This is a genomic window from Methylobacterium sp. J-001 (assembly GCF_022829565.1).
Classification (GTDB): Bacteria; Pseudomonadota; Alphaproteobacteria; order Rhizobiales; family Beijerinckiaceae; genus Methylobacterium.
Window position 1 is genome coordinate 84,812 of record NZ_JAKSYN010000210.1, and the last position, 16,113, is coordinate 100,924.

The 16,113-nt window shown below is 69.8% G+C and carries 19 protein-coding genes; 8 read left to right on the forward strand and 11 right to left on the reverse strand.

What is annotated here, in order from left to right:
* Positions 1 to 50: 50 nt before the first annotated feature.
* Positions 51 to 287, forward strand: a complete 237-nt coding sequence (locus tag MKK65_RS27760; protein WP_058193523.1) for a type II toxin-antitoxin system VapB family antitoxin — start codon at positions 51 to 53, stop codon at positions 285 to 287.
* Positions 287 to 688, forward strand: coding sequence for a type II toxin-antitoxin system VapC family toxin (locus tag MKK65_RS27765; protein ID WP_058193522.1), 402 nt, complete (start codon positions 287 to 289; stop codon positions 686 to 688). Before MKK65_RS27760 ends, MKK65_RS27765 begins: the two co-directional genes overlap by 1 nt.
* Positions 689 to 691: 3 nt before the next feature.
* Here MKK65_RS27765 and denD read toward each other — a convergent pair whose 3' ends face one another.
* The 5 genes from denD to MKK65_RS27790 all read right to left on the reverse strand — a co-directional run bounded on the left by denD (position 692) and on the right by MKK65_RS27790 (position 6,196).
* Positions 692 to 1,669: a D-erythronate dehydrogenase gene (gene denD, locus MKK65_RS27770; protein ID WP_058193521.1), complete on the reverse strand. Its 978-nt coding sequence runs from the start codon at positions 1,667 to 1,669 to the stop codon at positions 692 to 694.
* Between the two features lie 31 nt (positions 1,670 to 1,700).
* Positions 1,701 to 2,975 (reverse strand): 3-oxo-tetronate kinase, encoded by a 1,275-nt coding sequence (gene otnK, locus MKK65_RS27775; RefSeq protein WP_243961368.1) that lies wholly within the window; start codon positions 2,973 to 2,975, stop codon positions 1,701 to 1,703.
* A complete protein-coding gene (gene otnI / locus MKK65_RS27780; protein WP_243961369.1) occupies positions 2,972 to 3,754 on the reverse strand; it encodes a 2-oxo-tetronate isomerase in 783 nt (260 codons plus the stop codon). Before otnI ends, otnK begins: the two co-directional genes overlap by 4 nt.
* Before the next feature lie 14 nt (positions 3,755 to 3,768).
* Positions 3,769 to 4,683 (reverse strand): L-threonate dehydrogenase, encoded by a 915-nt coding sequence (ltnD, locus tag MKK65_RS27785; protein ID WP_243961370.1) that lies wholly within the window; start codon positions 4,681 to 4,683, stop codon positions 3,769 to 3,771.
* Positions 4,684 to 4,876: 193 nt separating this feature from the next.
* The gene (locus MKK65_RS27790; protein WP_058193517.1) at positions 4,877 to 6,196 is read right to left on the reverse strand and encodes an MFS transporter; all 1,320 of its coding nucleotides are present in this window, start codon (positions 6,194 to 6,196) and stop codon (positions 4,877 to 4,879) included.
* A 272-nt stretch (positions 6,197 to 6,468) separates the two neighbouring features.
* On the opposite strand from MKK65_RS27790, the gene MKK65_RS27795 reads away from it, so the two are divergent.
* Positions 6,469 to 7,476: a LacI family DNA-binding transcriptional regulator gene (locus MKK65_RS27795; protein WP_243961371.1), complete on the forward strand. Its 1,008-nt coding sequence runs from the start codon at positions 6,469 to 6,471 to the stop codon at positions 7,474 to 7,476.
* On the forward strand, positions 7,473 to 8,153 hold the full coding sequence (locus MKK65_RS27800) for an aldolase (protein ID WP_243961372.1): 681 nt from the start codon (positions 7,473 to 7,475) through the stop codon (positions 8,151 to 8,153). Before MKK65_RS27795 ends, MKK65_RS27800 begins: the two co-directional genes overlap by 4 nt.
* A 225-nt stretch (positions 8,154 to 8,378) precedes the next feature.
* Here the strand turns inward: MKK65_RS27800 and glyS are convergent, their stop codons facing one another.
* Both glyS and MKK65_RS27810 read right to left on the reverse strand, forming a co-directional pair.
* On the reverse strand, positions 8,379 to 10,562 hold the full coding sequence (gene glyS, locus MKK65_RS27805) for a glycine--tRNA ligase subunit beta (protein WP_243961373.1): 2,184 nt from the start codon (positions 10,560 to 10,562) through the stop codon (positions 8,379 to 8,381).
* A gap of 58 nt (positions 10,563 to 10,620) precedes the next feature.
* Positions 10,621 to 11,067, reverse strand: coding sequence for a hypothetical protein (locus MKK65_RS27810; RefSeq protein ID WP_243961375.1), 447 nt, complete (start codon positions 11,065 to 11,067; stop codon positions 10,621 to 10,623).
* 177 nt (positions 11,068 to 11,244) lie between these two features.
* On the opposite strand from MKK65_RS27810, the gene MKK65_RS27815 reads away from it, so the two are divergent.
* Both MKK65_RS27815 and MKK65_RS27820 read left to right on the forward strand, forming a co-directional pair.
* Positions 11,245 to 11,448: a DUF4926 domain-containing protein gene (locus MKK65_RS27815; RefSeq protein WP_243961377.1), complete on the forward strand. Its 204-nt coding sequence runs from the start codon at positions 11,245 to 11,247 to the stop codon at positions 11,446 to 11,448.
* 44 nt (positions 11,449 to 11,492) lie between these two features.
* Entirely contained in the window at positions 11,493 to 11,783 is a 291-nt protein-coding gene (locus tag MKK65_RS27820; RefSeq protein WP_409565506.1) for a DUF6883 domain-containing protein, read from the forward strand.
* Positions 11,784 to 11,787: 4 nt separating this feature from the next.
* Here the strand turns inward: MKK65_RS27820 and MKK65_RS27825 are convergent, their stop codons facing one another.
* Entirely contained in the window at positions 11,788 to 12,696 is a 909-nt protein-coding gene (locus tag MKK65_RS27825) for a glycine--tRNA ligase subunit alpha (protein ID WP_058193511.1), read from the reverse strand.
* Positions 12,697 to 12,843: 147 nt separating this feature from the next.
* Between MKK65_RS27825 and MKK65_RS27830 the strand changes: the two genes are divergently transcribed.
* Both MKK65_RS27830 and MKK65_RS27835 read left to right on the forward strand, forming a co-directional pair.
* Positions 12,844 to 13,302 carry a GNAT family N-acetyltransferase gene (locus tag MKK65_RS27830; protein WP_243961381.1) on the forward strand — a complete coding sequence of 153 codons (459 nt, stop codon included), beginning with the start codon at positions 12,844 to 12,846 and terminating at the stop codon, positions 13,300 to 13,302.
* 143 nt (positions 13,303 to 13,445) lie between these two features.
* Positions 13,446 to 13,721 (forward strand): hypothetical protein, encoded by a 276-nt coding sequence (locus MKK65_RS27835; protein ID WP_058193509.1) that lies wholly within the window; start codon positions 13,446 to 13,448, stop codon positions 13,719 to 13,721.
* 25 nt (positions 13,722 to 13,746) lie between these two features.
* Here MKK65_RS27835 and MKK65_RS31315 read toward each other — a convergent pair whose 3' ends face one another.
* The 3 genes from MKK65_RS31315 to MKK65_RS27845 all read right to left on the reverse strand — a co-directional run bounded on the left by MKK65_RS31315 (position 13,747) and on the right by MKK65_RS27845 (position 16,005).
* Positions 13,747 to 14,313, reverse strand: a complete 567-nt coding sequence (locus MKK65_RS31315; protein ID WP_313902067.1) for a cation:proton antiporter — start codon at positions 14,311 to 14,313, stop codon at positions 13,747 to 13,749.
* Entirely contained in the window at positions 14,304 to 15,356 is a 1,053-nt protein-coding gene (locus tag MKK65_RS31320) for a cation:proton antiporter (RefSeq protein ID WP_279597002.1), read from the reverse strand. Before MKK65_RS31320 ends, MKK65_RS31315 begins: the two co-directional genes overlap by 10 nt.
* A gap of 142 nt (positions 15,357 to 15,498) precedes the next feature.
* A complete protein-coding gene (locus MKK65_RS27845) occupies positions 15,499 to 16,005 on the reverse strand; it encodes an MmcB family DNA repair protein (protein WP_058193507.1) in 507 nt (168 codons plus the stop codon).
* Positions 16,006 to 16,113 lie beyond the last annotated feature (108 nt).

Here is a 16,113-nt window from a genome sequence, read left to right on the forward strand (position 1 = left end):
CGGCTCAGGTGTGTAGGCACTAGCCTCCCTACGTCTACACGGAGGCTGTCGTGCCGCTCAACATCCGCAGCGAAGAGGTCAACCAATTGGCCGAGACGCTGGCATCGCGGGCCGGCGTGAGCAAGACCGAAGCGGTGCGAATCGCGCTCAAAAACGAGATCGCGCGGCGCAGCCGACGCGTGCCGCTCGCGGAACGCCTGAAACCCTTGCTCGACAAGATGGATGCCGTACCGCGCACGGGCCTGGAGGCCGACAAGGCGTTCTACGACAGCCTGAACGACGAGTGATGTTCGTCGACGCCTCGGCTCTCGTGGCGATCCTGACGGCCGAGCCGGAGCGTTCCGTCCTGCTGGACTGCCTCGATGGCGCGATGACGCCGCTCACATCGGGCATCGCCGTCTTCGAGACGGTGGTCGCGGTGGCGCGCAAGAAGGCGATCTCCGTGGCAGACGCCGAGACGGAGGTCGACGCGTTCATCCGCATCGCTGGTCTGCGAATCGTGCCGATTTCGGCGGTGGAATCCGCCCTCGCCCTCACCGCCCATGCCCGTTTTGGCAAGGGCCGCCACCCCGCCCGCCTGAACCTCGGCGACTGCTTCGCCTATGCCTGCGCGCAGGTCCACGGCGTGCCGCTGCTCTATATCGGCGACGATTTCCCGCGGACCGACATCCGCTCCGCCCGCGGCTGAATCTCAGCCGCAGTGGAACTCCGCCACGTGCTGGGCAACGATCGCGTCGAAGGATTCGTCCGCCCGGAAGCCGAGCGCGAGCGCCGCCTCCGGCTCGAACGCCTCCGGCCAGGAGGAAACGATCCGGGCGATGGTCGCGTCCGGCTCGCGCCGGATCAGCGCCACGGCTTTGTCGCCGGCCACGCGTCGTAGGGCCTCGATCTCCTCGGCCACGGTGGCGGAGACGCCCGGCATTGTCAGGCTGATCCGCGGGCCGATCGCCGCGAGGTCGAGCCCGGCCGCGTGGATCAGGAAGCCCACCGCGGCGGCGGGGCTCGCGAACCAGTGGCGCACCGTCTCGGGCACCGGCAGCACGGCCTCCTGACCGGCCAGCGGCTCTCGGATGATCCCGGAGAAGAAACCCGAGGCCGCCTTGTTGGGCTTGCCCGGGCGCACGCAGATGGTCGGCAGCCGCAGGCCGATCCCGTCCAAAAAGCCGCGCCGCGCGTAGTCGGCGAGCATCAGCTCGCCCATGGCCTTCTGGACGCCATACGAGGAGGCCGGGCGCAGGATGAAGTCGTCCGGGATCACCTTGGGGAAGGGCGGTCCGAACACCGCCAGCGACGAGGTGAAGACCAGCTTCGGCCGGTAGCCGTCCGCGGCGTTGGCCCGGCGGATCGCATCAAGCAGCAGCCGCGTGCCGTCGAGGTTGACCCGGTAGCCCAGCTCCAGGTTGGCCTCGGCCTCGCCCGAGACCACCGCGGCGAGGTGGAAGATCACCTCCGGGCGCTCGGCGATGGCGGCCTCAGCGGCGCCGGGGGCGGTGAGATCCGCGGCCTCGGCCTTCACCGGGCCGGAGAAGCCCGCGGGTGCCGTGGGCGGCACCACGTCGAGCAGGGTGAGGGCGGTGAGCGGCGCGCCGCCAACCGTGCCGTCCGCAACCAGGGCATCGACAAGGCGTCGGCCGATCATGCCGGCGGCGCCGAGAATCAGAGCATGCATGGAAGACCTCTTCGTCCGATGGTTTGCCGCGTCAGGCCATCATGTCCAGGGCACGCCCGAAGAAGTCCGTGCCGCCGAAATTGCCGGATTTCAGGGCGAGCAGCATCGGCTCGGGCCGGCCGGCACTGCGCAGGATCGGCACGCCCGCGGCGATCTCGGGTCCGAGCAGGAACGCCCGGAGACCGAGCCGATCGACCACAGCGCCCGAGGTCTCGCCCCCGGCCACCACGAGCCGGCGCACGCCGCGGGCGACCAGCCCCTCGGCGATGGCGGCGAGCGCAGCCTCGATGGCGTGACCGACCGCGTCGACCCCGTGCTGAGCCTGAAGGGCCCGGACCGCCTCGGGGGTCGCCGAGGAGGCGATCAGCACCGGGCCGGCGGCCAGGCGTGCGTCGGCGAAGGCCAGGGCCTCGGCCACAGCGTCGGCTCCGGCCAGCAGGGCCGCGGTGTCGAGGCGCAGCACCGGCATCTGGGCCTCCGCGGCGGCGATCTGCTGGAGGGTCGCCTGCGAGCAGCTGCCGGCGAGGCAGGCCGTGGCCCCACCCACCGGCTCGCCCATGGCGGCGCCGGCCGCATCCCGGGTGCCGCGACCGTCGGCGACGAGGGCGCGGGCAAGACCGAGCCCCAGCCCCGAGGCACCCACCGAGAATTTTCTCGCGATGATCGCCCGGCCGAGGGTTTCGAGGTCGCTGTCGAAGATCGCGTCCGCGATCGCCGCCTGCTTGCCCTCTTCGGCCAGGGCTTCGAGCCGGGCCGCCACCGCCTCGGCGCCCCGTGCCACCGTGGCGGTGTCGATGAGCCCGACCGCGCCCGCGCTCTGGCGCGCCAGCACGCGCACCAGGTTGGCGTCGCGCATCGGATTGAGCGGGTGGTCCTTGAGCGGGCTCTCGTTCAGGGGCACCGAGCCGACGAACAGGTTGCCCTGGTAGACGCTGCGTCCCGTCTCCGGGAAGGCGGGGGTGACGAGCGCGATGCGCTCGCCGGCCGCGTCCCGCAGGGCGTCCATCACCGGGCCGATATTGCCGGCGTCCGTGGAATCGAAGGTCGAGCAGACCTTGAACATCACGTGGGCCGCGCCCCGGGCCCGCAGCCAGCGTTCCGCCTCGCGGGACCGCGCCACGGCCTCGTCGGCCGGGATCGAGCGGCTCTTGAGCGCCACCACCACCGCGTCGGCCTCCGGCAGGGCCCGGTCATCCTCCGGCAAGCCGATGGTCTGGATCGTGCGCAGGCCCGCCTTGGTCAGGGTGTTGGCGAGGTCCGAGGCGCCCGTGTAATCGTCGGCGACGCATCCCAGCGCGAGACTCATCGGACTCTCCCTCTGTAGGCGGCGAGCCAGCCGAGGCCGGCCACGGTGTCGGCGGCCGGGATGTACTCGCAGCCGACGAAGCCGGCGTAGCCGAGCCGGTCCAGCTCGTCGAACAGGAACGCGTCGTCCATCTCGCCGGTGCCGGGCTCGTGCCGCTCGGGCACGCTCGCGGTCTGGACATGGCCGACGATCGGCATCAGCGCGCGCAGCCGCATGGTCACGTCGCCGTGCAGGATCTGGCAATGGTAGAGGTCGAACTGCAGCTTCAGGTTCGGCAGCGCCAGCGCGCGGATGAGATCCGCGGCCCGGCCGAAATCGTTCAGGAAGTAGCCCGGCATGTTGCGGCTGTTGATCGGCTCAAGCACGAGGTCGAGGCCGGCCGCGCCCAGGCGCTCCGCCGTCCAGGCCACCGCCCGGCGATAGGCCTCGGCGGCTTTGGGGTCATCGTGCGGGGCGAGCCCCGCCATCAGGTGCAGCCGGGCGACGCCGGTCGCCTCGGCGTAGCGGAGCGCCGTATCGACGCCGGCCTTCAGCTCATCCAACCGTTCAGGCAATGCCGCCAAGCCGCGCTCGCCCTTGGCGAAATCCCCCGGCGGCAGGTTGAACAGGGCCTGGGTCAGGCCGTTTGCCCGAAGCCGCTCGGCGATGGCCTCGGGCGGGTGCTCGTAGGGGAACAGGAACTCGACGGCGTCGAACCCGGCGCGCGCCGCCGCATCGAAGCGGTCGAGGAACGGCACCTCGTTGAACATCAGGCTGAGATTGGCGGCAAAGCGCGGCATTTTCTTCGGACTCCCTAAGCCTGACCGGGCAGCTTGGCGCCCGAGACCTGCGCGTAGAGCCGCGCCACGGAGGCATCGTCGTCCCGGCCCATGCCGGCGCCGGACGCCATCAGGAACATCTGGAGCGCCGCCGCGGCCACCGGGACCGGGTACTTCTCCGCCCGGGCCATGTCCTGCACGATGCCGAGATCCTTGACGAAGATGTCGACCGCGCTCTTCGGCGCGTAGTCCGCGTCGAGGATGTGGGGCACCCGGTTCTCGAACATCCAGGAATTGCCCGCCGACTTGGTGATCACCTCGTAGACGCGGGCCAGGTCGAGGCCCTGCTTGGCGGCAAAGCTCATCGCCTCGCAGGCGGCCGCGATATGGACCCCGGCCAGCAGCTGGTTGATCATCTTGAAGGCCGCGCCTTGGCCGGCTTCGTCGCCGAGCTCGTAGAGCGTGCCGGCCATGGCATCGAGGGCGGGCCGGGCCTTGGCGAAGGCAGCCGGCGAGCCCGAGGCCAGGAAGGTCAGCCCGCCATCGGCCGCGCGGGCGGCGCCGCCGCTCATCGGGGCGTCGAGATAGTGCCGGCCGGTGGCCTCCAGACGGGCCGCCAGCGTGCGGGCGACGGCAGGGTCCATGGTCGCCGACGAGACGAACACGGCGCCCTCGGGCATCGCCGCGGCGGCGCCGTTTTCGCCGAACAGCACCGCCTCGGTCTGAGCGGCGTTGACGACCACGCTCACCACCACGTCGGCGCCCTGCGCCGCCTCGGCCGGATTGGCCGCCGCAATCCCGCCCGCATCCCGGAAACGGGCGACGGCCTCCGGGTTCACGTCGCAGGCAGCGACGGAGAAGCCGGCCCGCAGCAGCGAGCCCGCCATGCCGGAGCCCATGGAGCCGAGGCCGATCACCGCGGCGCGGCCTGTCTGCGGGGTGGTGACCATCGGGTTGGCTCCTGCTTTGAAGGTTACAGACTCGGCAGCACGTGTTTGAAACACCGCGTTTTCCTCTCCCCCTTGCGGGGAGGGGTCAGGGGTGGGGGTGGCTCAGAAGGGACCGCTGAGCCCTATCCGGCACCACCCCCACCTCCGGCTCCTCCCCGCAAGAGGGAGGAGAGGGCGTCGAGGCATACCCGCCTCAGCGGTTGACCATCTTGGCCGGGGTGACGAACACGCAGGCCGAGCCGACCACCAGCATGACCGCCAGCGCGTACATGCCGGCCGCGGTGCTGCCGGTGGCGTCGCGCAAAGCCCCGATCACGTAGGGGCTGACGAAGCCCGCGAGGTTGCCCACCGAGTTGATCAGCGCGATGCCGGCCGCCGCCCCCGCGCCGCTCAGGAAGGCGGTGGGCAGGGACCAGAACAGGGGCGAGCAGGTCAGCACGCCGGCCGCCGCCACCGAGAGCGCCGCCACGGCGATCGTGGTCGAGCCCGCGCTCGCCGAGACGACGAAGCCGACGGCGCCGACGAGCGCCGGGATGATCAGGTGCCAGCGGCGCTCGCGCATCCGGTCGGCGGAGAGGCCCAGCAGGATCATCACGACGGCCGCGCACAGGAACGGGATCGCGCTGATCAAGCCGATATTGAGGTTGCCCTGCACGCCGGACGCCTTGACGATCGTCGGCAGCCAGAAGGTCAGGCCGTACTGACCGGTGACGAAGGCGAAGTAGATCAGGCTCATGAACCACACGCGGCCGTTGCGGAACACGGTGGCGATGGAGTGCGGGCTGGATTCCTTGCCGTGGTTGTCGGCGGCGATGTCGCGCTCGAGGACCTGCTTCTCCGCGTCGGTCAGCCACTTGGCCTCGGAGGGGCGGTTGTCGAGATAGAGGAACACCGCGACGCCGATCAGCACCGCCGGCACGGCCTCGATCAGGAACATCCACTGCCAGCCGGACAGGCCCTGGGCGCCGTTGAACGCGTCCATGATCCAGCCGGAGAGCGGGTTGCCGAAGATGCCGGAGATCGGAATCGCGGCCATGAACACCGCGATCACCTTGGCCCGGCGATGGGCCGGGAACCACTGCGTCGTGTACAGGATCACGCCCGGGTAGAAGCCCGCCTCGGCCAGGCCGAGCAGGAAGCGCATCCCGTAGAAGCTCCATTCCGAGTTCACGAATAGGAACGCCCCGGAGATCAGCCCCCAGGTGATCATGATCCGGGCGATCCAGACCCGGGCGCCGACCCGGTGCAGGATCACGTTCGACGGTACCTCGAACAGGAAGTAGCCCAGAAAGAAAATGCCCGCGCCGAGGCCGTAGACCGTCTCGGAGAACTTGAGCTCCTGGGACATCTGCAACTTGGCGAAGCCGACATTCACCCGGTCGAGATACGCCACCACGTAGCAGAGCATCAGGAACGGCACGAGGCGCCAGAACACCTTGCCGTAGGTCCGGTCGACGAAGGTCTTTTCGTCCGCGAGGGCCGCGCCCCGCAGCGGGGCGGCTTGAACCGACATCGGCGTTCTCCCTGGTCCGCGCCGCGTCGAAAGGCGGGCGAGGAATGGTCTTCACCGCTCGTTCCGGCGGCGCTGGCGGGGGCTGTAGCGACTTTTGGCAGCGCTGCCAATCCGGTTGTGCGGTATAATGCAGGACGCTATGGCGAGCTGTAAGGCGCTGCCATGCGCGAGACCGGCCTCTTATCCACCCCCCTCATCCTGAGGCGCGGCGAAGCCGCCTCGTGATGAGGGCGTGGGTGGGAGGAGCGGGAGAGGCACGAAAAGGCCGGGAGATGGACGAATTCCAGCCGCCGGGGCGGCTCGTGACGCTCACCGACGTCGCCCGCGAGGCGGGGGTCGGTGAGAGCACGGTCTCGCGGGTCCTGCGCAACCACGGCTCCTCTTCGAAGCGCGCCCGGGAACGGGTGGCGGAGGCCGTGGCCCGGCTCGGCTACGTGCCGAACCGTCTCGCCGGGAGCCTCGCGGGACCGGGGGCGAGTGCGCAGCTCGCCGGGGTGATCGTGCCGTCGCTCGCCAACGTCGTCTTCCCCGACTTGCTGCGCGGGTTGACCGGCGCCCTGGATGCCGTGGGTATCCGCTGCGTGATCGGGGTGAGCGACTACGATCCCGACCGGGAGGAGGCGCTGGCCGCCGCGCTCTTGTCCTGGCGCCCGGCCGCGCTGCTGCTCACCGGGCTGGAGCACAATCCCGGGACGGTGGCCCTGGCAAGGGCCGGGGGCGTGCGCGTTGTCGAGATGATCGACACGGACGGCGCGGGGATCGATGCCGTGGTCGGTTTCTCCAACCGGGCGGTGGGGGCGGCGAGCGCCCGGCACCTGGTGGCACGCGGATACCGGCGCATCGCCTATCTCGGCCACGACCTGCAGGTGGACCTGCGCGCCGGCAAGCGCCTCGCCGGGTTCGAGGCCGCCTTGGGCGAGGCCGGCTTGTCGCTCCACGGCAGAGAGATCCGGCCCGGGCCGTCTTCGCCCGGTTCCGGCCGGGCCGGGCTGGAGGTGCTGCTGGCGCGCCACCCGGACCTCGACGCCGTGTATTTCTCCAACGACGACATGGCGCTCGGCGGCTATTTCGCCTGCCTGTCGGCGGGCTTGAGCGTACCGGGGCGGATCGCGCTGTTCGGCTTCAACGGGCTCGACTTCGCGGCGGCGATGCCCCAGCCCCTGTCGACGGTGCGCACCCCGCGCCTGGAAATCGGCAGGCAGGCGGCCGCCTGCCTGCTGGGTGAAAGTCCCAAACGAATCGATCTCGGATTCGAGCTGATCGAGGGAGCGACCGCATGAGCGATGAGAGCCGGCTGCGTGAAGACATCTGCCGCTACGGCCGCTCGCTGTTCGAGCGCGGCCTGACCCCGGGCTCGTCGGGCAACATCTCGCTGCGCCTGCCCGACGGCGGCTGGCTGGTGACGCCGACCAACGCGTCGCTGGGCTTCCTCGACCCGGCCCGGATCTCGCGGCTGGACGCGGACGGCCGGCTGATCTCCGGCGACAAGCCGACGAAAGAGATCCCGCTGCATACGGCGCTCTACGAGAGCCGGGGCGGGGCCAAGGCGATCGTCCACCTGCACTCGACCCACGCGGTGGCGGTCTCGATGCTGCCGGAGATCGACCCGCGCCAGGTTCTGCCGCCGCTGACACCCTACTACCTGATGCGCACCGGCGGCACCGCGCTGGTGCCGTATTACCGCCCGGGCGATCCCGCGGTGGCGGACGCGATCCGGGGGCTCGCCGGCAAATACAGCTCGGTGCTGCTGGCCAATCACGGCCCGGTGGTCGCCGGCGACAGCCTGGAGGGTGCGGTCTTCGCCACCGAGGAGCTGGAGGAGACCGCCAAGCTTTACTTGCTCCTTCGCAACCTCAACCCGCGGCAGCTCAGCCCCGGGCAGGTGGCGGATCTCGTCAGCCATTTCGGGCTGACCCTGCCGGAGGTGGAGGATCATGCGGGGCATGATCACAGATGAGGGGTGAAGGAGCGGTGGCCGTGCATTCCCTCGCCCCGCCTGCGGGGAGAGGGCTCCGGCGACCTCGTCGTCGCCGGAGCGAGGCGGCAGCCGAGGGTGAGGGGGCGGTTCCGGAGAGGCCCTTCCTGAGCCGCCCCCTCACCGCCGCTCCGGCTGCGCCTGCGCTTCCCGCACGGACGACGAGGTCCGTGCGGGCCTCCTCCCGCGTGCGGGGAGAGGGGGGAGCTACCCCTCGATCTTCGAGAAATCCGCCACCGCGCGGGTCGCGGCGCGGAGCGCGTTGAGCAGCAGCAGGCGGTTCTCGCGCAGCTTCGGGGCGGGCGCGTTGACGGTCACGTCCTGGAAGAAGGCGTCGACCGGTACGCGCAGGGTCGAGAGCGCCCGCATCGCGCCGGCGAAGTCCTCGTTCGCGATGGCTCGCGATGCCGTCGCGGCGGCGCCCGCCAGGGCCTCGGCGAGCGCCCGCTCGGCCGGCTCGCCGGACGCCGCAAGCGCGGCATCGGGCGCGGCATCGTAGGCGCGGCCGTCCTTCTTCTCCTCGATCCGCAGGATGTTCGAGGCGCGCTTGTAGCCCGCGAGCAGGTTCCTGCCGTCCTCGGTCTCTAGGAACGCCTGCAGGGCCTCAACCCGACGCACCACCATCAGCAGGTCGTCCTGGCCGGGCAGCGCGAAGACCGCGTCGATCAGGTCGTACCGGGCGCCCTGGTCGCGCAGGTAGACTTTGAGGCGGTCGGCAAAAAAGGAGAGGAGATCGAGGCTCGATGATCGGACTTGGCGCCCATCCCAAGCAACCGATACAAATCCATGCCCAAACGATGCGACCCCGTCGCCAGCATTTGCGAGATGGGCTTTCTTTATTGAATCGCCGATGAGCTCGGCATGTGCGTCCAGGATTTTGACGAGGTTGGAACGTTTGCCGTTAAGCACGTACCGAATCACCCCCAAGGCCGCCCGCCGCAGCGCATACGGGTCCTTGCTCCCCGTCGGCTTCTCGTCGATCGCCCAAAAGCCCACCAGCGTGTCGAGCTTGTCGGCCAGTGCTACCGCGATCGAGACGGGATCGCTCGGCACCCGGTCGGAGGGGCCGACCGGCTTGTAATGCTCCTCGATGGCCGCGCAGACGCTTCCGTGCTCGCCCTGGAGCGCCGCATATTTCCGGCCCATCAGGCCCTGAAGCTCCGGGAATTCGCCGACCATTTCAGTGACGAGGTCCGCTTTGGCGAGGCGGGCGGCGCGCTCGGCCAAAGCCGGGTCGGCCCCAACCAGGGGCGCCAGCTCTTTCGCCAGGGCGGCGATGCGGGTGATCCGCTCGCCCTGGGTGCCGAGTTTTTCGTGAAAGACGATGCTGTCGAGCTTAGGCAGGCGGTCTTCCAGGCGGATCGCCTTGTCGGTTTCCCAGAAGAATTTCGCGTCCGAGAGGCGCGCCCGCACTACCCGCTCGTTGCCGGCCGTGATCGCCTGGCCGCCATCCGAGGCCAAAAGATTCGAAACCAGGATGAAGGCGGGGGCCAGATCCTCCGAGCCGGATTTGCGCAGCACGAAGCACTTCTGGTTCGCCCGGATCGTCGCCCGGATCGCCTCGGCCGGGATGTCGAGGAAGGCCGCGTCGAAGGAGCCCATGAGCACCACCGGCCATTCGACCAGGCCGGCCACCTCCTCCAGCAGGCCCTCGTCCTCCACGAGGTCGAGGCCGCGCGCGAAGGCAAGGTCGCGGGCATCGTGCAGGATCACGTCCTTGCGCCGGTCGGCGTCGAGGATGACCTTCGCGCGCTCCAGGGCCTGGATGTAGTCGTCGAACCGGCGGACCTCGATCGGCCCCGGCGCCAGGAACCGGTGGCCGTAGGTTACTGTGCCGGCCGCGATGCCGCCGACCGCGAACGGCACGACTTCGGGGGTCTCGGTCTCCGGCCCGAAGGTCGCGACGATCGATAGCAGCGGGCGTACCCAGCGCAGGGCGCCGGGCTGGGCCGAGGCCGCGCCCCAGCGCATCGCCTTCGGCCAGGGGAAATTTTTGATGATGTCGGGCAGAAGCTCGGCAAGCACGTCCAGGGTCGCGCGGCCAGGCCGTTCGATCACCGCGAGGTAGAACTCGCCCTTCTTCGGGTCGGTGATTCTCTTGGCCTCATCCAGGCTCGTCAGGCCGGCGCCCTTCAGGAACCCCTGGATGGCGGCCTCGGGGGCGCCGACCCGCGGGCCCCGGCGCTCCTCGCGCACCGCCTCGCCCCGGGCGGGCAGGCCGGCGATGTGCAGCGCCAGCCGGCGCGGCGTCGAGAACGCCTTGGCGCCCTCGTACAGGAAGCCGCGCTCGACCAGCGCATCGGTGACGAGCTTCTTCAGATCCTCCGCCGCGCGCCGCTGCATGCGGGCGGGGATCTCTTCCGAGCGGAGTTCGAGCAGGAGGTCGGGCATGGCGCGGCCATATCGCCGCGCCGCAGGCCTGTCGAGGGTCGAACGGCCGGGGCCGGATTTATTGCGCCTCGCCCTTCAGGATGGTGGTGAGCTGCCACTTGCGATCGCCGATCGCGTGGGCGTCCGACACCCGCCAGGCCCCGTCCTCGCGCACGAGGTCGAAGACGATGGATTTCGAGCCGTCCCCGCCCTTCCGCTCCACCGTGACCTTCGCCTGGTCCTTGCCCTCGGTGGCCTCCTTGAAGGTCAGGGCCTTCACGGTGTCGGGCTTCAGGGGCTCGCCGTTGAGGCGGTAATCGAAATCGAGGCTGCCAGTGGCGCCGTTGGCCTGCTTGGCGTCGGCGTCGAACAGGCCCTGGAGCCGCTTGGTGTAGACGGCCGAGTGATTCGGGCGCGGCTCGGCGTAGAGCTTCTTGACCACGGCCTCAGGGCCGGGATCGGCCGCGAGCGCCGGGGCCAAGCCGAAGGCGAGGACGCCGAGGGCGAGGAGGGTCTGTTTCATCATGGGATTCCCGCGTCTGCGGACGCGCCGGAGCGCGCCGGTTGGCGGGGGTTGCAACGCGCGAGGGCTCAAGGGGCTCCGCCGACGACCCATGGAAGCATTTGCGCGTTTGCGAACCGCGCGCACATGATGCGGCATGTCGTTCGACACGCTGTATCAGTCCCGTGATCCCGTGATCCCGTGACGCCCCGTCCGGCCTTCGCCGAGCTGAGCGAGGTCGCAGTGCTGCGCAATGTGCAGACCGACGACGGCTACCTGATCCCGGCCGGTATGGAAGGCACGATCGTCGGCATCTGGGCCGGCGGCGAAGCCTACGAGGTCGAGTTCGACGAACCGGTGGCGGACAACGCCACGGTTCGCGCGGGAGCCCTACGGGCAGCCTAAGGGCGGTGGCCGACGATCCCGACGACTGAACGCCCGATCTCGCAATCGCCGAATCCAAGATCCACGGCTATCTGCTGAACCCCAATCATCGTAAGGGCGGCGTCCTGCTGGCCTGCGGCTTCACGCAATCCGGCGGCGACGTGCTGGTCTTCGCCTTCTTCCGACATCCCCGCCCGAGCCAACTCGTCCGCGAGTTCGCGGACGTCTATGGCCACCAGTTCGACTACGAGAGACCTCTCGAGAGCCCGGATGGCCGCAACCCGCTGTTCCGGTCCGTGTGGCAATCGAAGCCCGGCGATCCGCGGCGCTTCTTCTGCACCGCCTATCCGCTTTGAGGCCTCACGCCCCGCCGGCCGCCGTCTTGAGCCACGCCGCGCCGCAAGCCTTGGCGAGTTCCCGCACCCGCAGGATGTAGCTCTGGCGCTCAGTGACCGAGATCACGCCGCGGGCGTCGAGCAGGTTGAAGACATGGCTCGCCTTGATGCACTGGTCGTAGGCCGGCTGCGCCATACGGTGGCGCTCGGTCTCGGCGGCGGGCGCGCCGGCGTCGAGATAGGACCGGCAGGCGGCCTCCGCGTCGGTGAACTGGCGGAACAGCATCGCCGTGTCGGCCGCTTCGAAATTGTGCCGGGAATATTCCTGCTCGGCCTGCAGGAACACGTCGCCGTAGGTGATCCGGTCGGCCCCCTCGGCGCCGTTGAAGTCGAGGTCGTAGACGTTCTCGACGCCCTGGACGTACATGGCGAGCCGCTCGAGCCCGTAGGTCAGCTCGCCGGCCACGGGGGCGCATTCGAAGCCGGCCACCTGCTGGAAGTAGGTGAACTGGCTGACCTCCATCCCGTCGCACCAGCATTCCCAGCCGAGGCCCCAGGCGCCGAGCGTCGGGCTCTCCCAATCGTCCTCGACGAAGCGGATGTCGTGGAGCTTCAGGTCGACCCCGATCGCGTCCAGCGAGGCGAGGTAGAGCTCCTGCAGGTTGGGCGGGTTCGGCTTCAGGATCACCTGGAACTGGTAATAGTGCTGGAGCCGGTTGGGGTTCTCGCCGTAGCGGCCGTCCTTGGGCCGGCGCGACGGCTGGACATAGGCCGCCTTCCAGGGCTTGGGGCCCAGCGCCCGCAGCGTCGTCGCCGGATGGAACGTGCCGGCGCCGACCTCCATGTCGTAGGGCTGGAGGATCACGCAGCCCTGCGCCGCCCAGAATTCCTGCAGCGTCAGGATCAGCCCCTGGAACGATTTCTTGTGGGACATGGGCGGCGAAGGCTCGGCGATGCGGGTCTGGGGGTCGGCGGGCCGGTTTAGGTGCGGGCGGCGGGGGGTGCAAGACGAGGGCGCCCCTTGCGCCCAGGCGGCGGACGATGGTCAGCTTGCCCCCACGCAGCGGGGGAGAGGCGGATCATGATCATCAGCCCGGACAGAATCGAGATCCGCCCGATCGGCGCGGGGGACCGGGCCGCGTGGCTGCCGCTGTGGCAAGGCTACCAGGCCTTCTACAAGGTCGACCTCGCCGAGGCGGTCACAGAGAGCACCTGGGGCCGCCTCAACGATCCGTCCGAGCCGGTGGACGGCGCCCTAGCCTGGCGGGACGGGGAGGCAGTCGGCCTCGTCAACCACATCCGCCATCGCTCGGCCTGGACGATCGGCGATTACTGCTACCTCCAGGATCTGTTCGTGGCGGATGTTGCCCGCGGCGCGGGAATCGGACGCCGGCTGATCACGCATGTCTATGACGTTGCGCAGGCCGCCGGGTGTTCGCGCGTCCACTGGCTCACCCACGAGACCAATACCGACGCGATGCTGCTCTACGACCGGATCGCCGTGCGGTCGGGCTTCGTCCAATACCGCAAGATCCTCTGACATCATCGCCGTGGGTGCGGGCCAGCACGCCAGCTCGACTGTTTTCGGGGCATAGCGGGAACCGTCAAGTTCGCGGCCAAGTTATCGCCGCAAACAGGGGATTTCGGCAGCGTCAGCGCGCCGAACAGGACGGACCACCGATCATGCAACAGGCTCGCAAGCTTAACGATTTCGGCCGCAAGAACCTCGCCGTCCTGGCCGCCATCGCCGTCTCCGCCATGGCCGCCACCCCGTTCGTGATGAGCGCCAGCCGCGCGCTGGCGACCCCGGAGGAGCCGACCATCACGGCGACCCTGCGAGTTGAGCCCGTGGAGGTCTCCCCCGTGGCGGCCCCCAAGGAGGCAGCGCCCTGCCTGCGCAAGGTTCGGGTCGTCTACAGCGGCTACAACACCCCGTCCGACGCCTGCATCACCCACTGAGGTCAGCAGCGTCAGGCGCGGCTCATCAGGCCGCGCCATGGGCCGCCGGCGCGCCGGCGAGGCGCTTCAGGTGGAGCTCCTCCAGGTCGATCTCGCCCTCCAGCGTCCGCAGCACCGAGCTATGGATGCGGTTCTCCTGGTGCAGCGCGATCAGCGCCGAGCGGCCGGATCGCACGGCCAGCAACGCGGCGGCGAAATGCTCGGTCTTCTCGGCGGCCAGCGCCCCACGCTCGTCGCGGTCCCGGGATACTGCCCGCACCCGCCGACGATATTCCTCCACCAAACGCGGATGCTGCAGCGCGCCGGATCCGGGTGCCACCAGCCGCTCCAGGGCAGCGAGCCCGGCCTCGCTCACCACCACCCGGGCCATCGCGGCGTCGAGATGGCCATCCGGCAGGCTCTGGTTCGGGTCGAGGCGCAGCGTCCGGATCAGCGGACCGAGCGTCGTACCCTGGATCAAAACGGTGAACAGGATCACAGCGAAGGCCGCCACCAGGATCGCGTCGCGACCCGGAAAATCCACCGGCAGCGCCAGAGCGGCGGCGAGCGTCACCACCCCGCGCATGCCGGCCCAACCGATGATCAGCGGCACCCGCGGGTCCGGGCGGGGTTCCTGGGCGCGCACCCGGGCCGACAAGGTCCATCGCAGGTAGACGGCCGGAAGACCCAGAGCAGCCGGGCGACCACGCAGGCCGCCGTGACGGTGACCGCCAGGGGCAGACCCGTGACGAGCGGCCCGAGATCGCCCCCGGTCCGGGCGAGCACGCCGCGCAGGGCCAGCCCGATCAGCACGAAGACCAGGGCTTCCAGCACGAAGACCACGAATTCCCACACCGCCACGGCGTGGCGCCGGACATGGGCGTCGAAGGTCTCGTGCTCTTGCCCACCCATCATCAGGCCGCAGGCGACCACGGCGAGCACCCCGGAGGCGTGGATTTCCTCGGCCGCGAGATAGGCCGTGTAGGAGGCAAGAAAGCTCAGCACCGTCACGGCGTTGGCGTCGTGCAGGCGCCGTACCAGCGCATTCACCGCGAGACCGCAGGCGAGCCCCACCGCGACGCCCGCCACCGCCAGCCAGGCGAAGCTGCCCGTCGCCGCCCATGCGCTGAAGCTGCCGGTCAGCGCCGCCGCCACGGCGAAGCGGTAGAGCACGAGGCCCGACGCGTCGTTGACGAGGCTCTCGCCCTCCAGGACCGTCACCATCCGGCGGGGCAGGGCGACCCGGGCCAACACCGCCTTGGCGGCGACGGCGTCCGGTGGCGACACGATGGCGCCGAGCGCGAAGCAGGCGGCCCAGGGCAGGGCCGACACCACCGCGTGGGCGACGAGCCCGACCACCAGGGTGGTGAACAGCACGGCGCCCAACGACAGCGACAGGATCGGGCCGAGGCTCGCTCGGAAATCGCGCCAGACGGTGAAATAGGCGGATTCGAGCAGCAGCGGCGGCAGGAACAGGACCATGATCAGGTCCGGATCGAGATCGAAGGCCGGCAGGCCCGGCGCCACCGCCAGCGCCATGCCGCCGAGCACCAGGGCGGCGGCCGGGGGAAATCCGAGCCGCTTGGCCATCAAAGACAGCAACAGGGCCGCCCCGAGGAGCGTGAGGATCAATTCGAACAGGGCAACGGGCGTCATCACCCGGCCATAGCGCAGTCTTCACGAAAACGTCAGGGCTTCAAAAAGTCCGGGACTTTTGGCGGATGCAGGGCGGAGCCTTGCTGCATCGGGGCTTCGCCCCAGAACCCCGTCCAATGGCATAACCCCTTAGAATACCTTGTTAAAGCGCTCCTTCCCGCACCGCGCCGGGATCGGCCAGGGCGTGGAGGATGCGGGCGGCGCTGTGGGCGAAGCGGAGGGTGACGGCCTTGCGGCGGGGGCCGCTGAGCGGGTGCTCGGGGGCGTCCCGCAGGATGCCGGCGCCGTAGCCGTCGGCGACGATCAGGCCGCACTCCTCCGGGATCAGGGATTCGGGCACGTCCTCGGGAATCGCGAAGAAGAACCGGTCGCAGAAGTCCTTGTAATCAGGCCACTTTCGGTCCGCGCGGAAATCCGCGACGCTCGACTTGATCTCCACGATGGTGAGGCGTCCGGCGCCGCACAGAGCGATGACGTCGGCGCGGCGGCCGTTGACCAAGGAGAATTCCGGAAGGGAGACGCAGCCCATCTCGGAGAAGAGGCGGCGCACGCCGCGCTGGATCCGCAGGGCGGTGGGCGATTGCCGTCCATCGGGGGGCAGGATCAGGGTGCCCGCCGGGAGGGCGGGGAGGCCGAGGGAAGCGGACATGCGGTATCGGGATGTGCCTGTGTCGATTCGGGACATCCTGTCGAATCGCGCCGCTCCCGTCACCTGCGGCGCGGCATCACTCCCGGATCGTGCCGGCAAGAACTATCC

Coding starts and splice junctions, on each gene's coding strand:
- MKK65_RS27790 (WP_058193517.1), bottom strand. CDS start 6,196: ATGTCGGTTCAAGCCGCCCCGCTGCGGGGCGCGGCCCTCGCGGACGAA.
- MKK65_RS27830 (WP_243961381.1), top strand. CDS start 12,844: ATGATCATCAGCCCGGACAGAATCGAGATCCGCCCGATCGGCGCGGGG.
- glyS (WP_243961373.1), bottom strand. CDS start 10,562: ATGCCCGACCTCCTGCTCGAACTCCGCTCGGAAGAGATCCCCGCCCGC.
- otnI (WP_243961369.1), bottom strand. CDS start 3,754: ATGCCGCGCTTTGCCGCCAATCTCAGCCTGATGTTCAACGAGGTGCCG.
- MKK65_RS27825 (WP_058193511.1), bottom strand. CDS start 12,696: ATGTCCCACAAGAAATCGTTCCAGGGGCTGATCCTGACGCTGCAGGAA.
- otnK (WP_243961368.1), bottom strand. CDS start 2,975: ATGAGTCTCGCGCTGGGATGCGTCGCCGACGATTACACGGGCGCCTCG.
- MKK65_RS27795 (WP_243961371.1), top strand. CDS start 6,469: ATGGACGAATTCCAGCCGCCGGGGCGGCTCGTGACGCTCACCGACGTC.
- ltnD (WP_243961370.1), bottom strand. CDS start 4,683: ATGGTCACCACCCCGCAGACAGGCCGCGCCGCGGTGATCGGCCTCGGC.
- MKK65_RS31320 (WP_279597002.1), bottom strand. CDS start 15,356: ATGACGCCCGTTGCCCTGTTCGAATTGATCCTCACGCTCCTCGGGGCG.
- MKK65_RS27800 (WP_243961372.1), top strand. CDS start 7,473: ATGAGCGATGAGAGCCGGCTGCGTGAAGACATCTGCCGCTACGGCCGC.
- MKK65_RS27835 (WP_058193509.1), top strand. CDS start 13,446: ATGCAACAGGCTCGCAAGCTTAACGATTTCGGCCGCAAGAACCTCGCC.
- MKK65_RS27765 (WP_058193522.1), top strand. CDS start 287: ATGTTCGTCGACGCCTCGGCTCTCGTGGCGATCCTGACGGCCGAGCCG.
- MKK65_RS27845 (WP_058193507.1), bottom strand. CDS start 16,005: ATGTCCGCTTCCCTCGGCCTCCCCGCCCTCCCGGCGGGCACCCTGATC.
- MKK65_RS27810 (WP_243961375.1), bottom strand. CDS start 11,067: ATGATGAAACAGACCCTCCTCGCCCTCGGCGTCCTCGCCTTCGGCTTG.
- denD (WP_058193521.1), bottom strand. CDS start 1,669: ATGCATGCTCTGATTCTCGGCGCCGCCGGCATGATCGGCCGACGCCTT.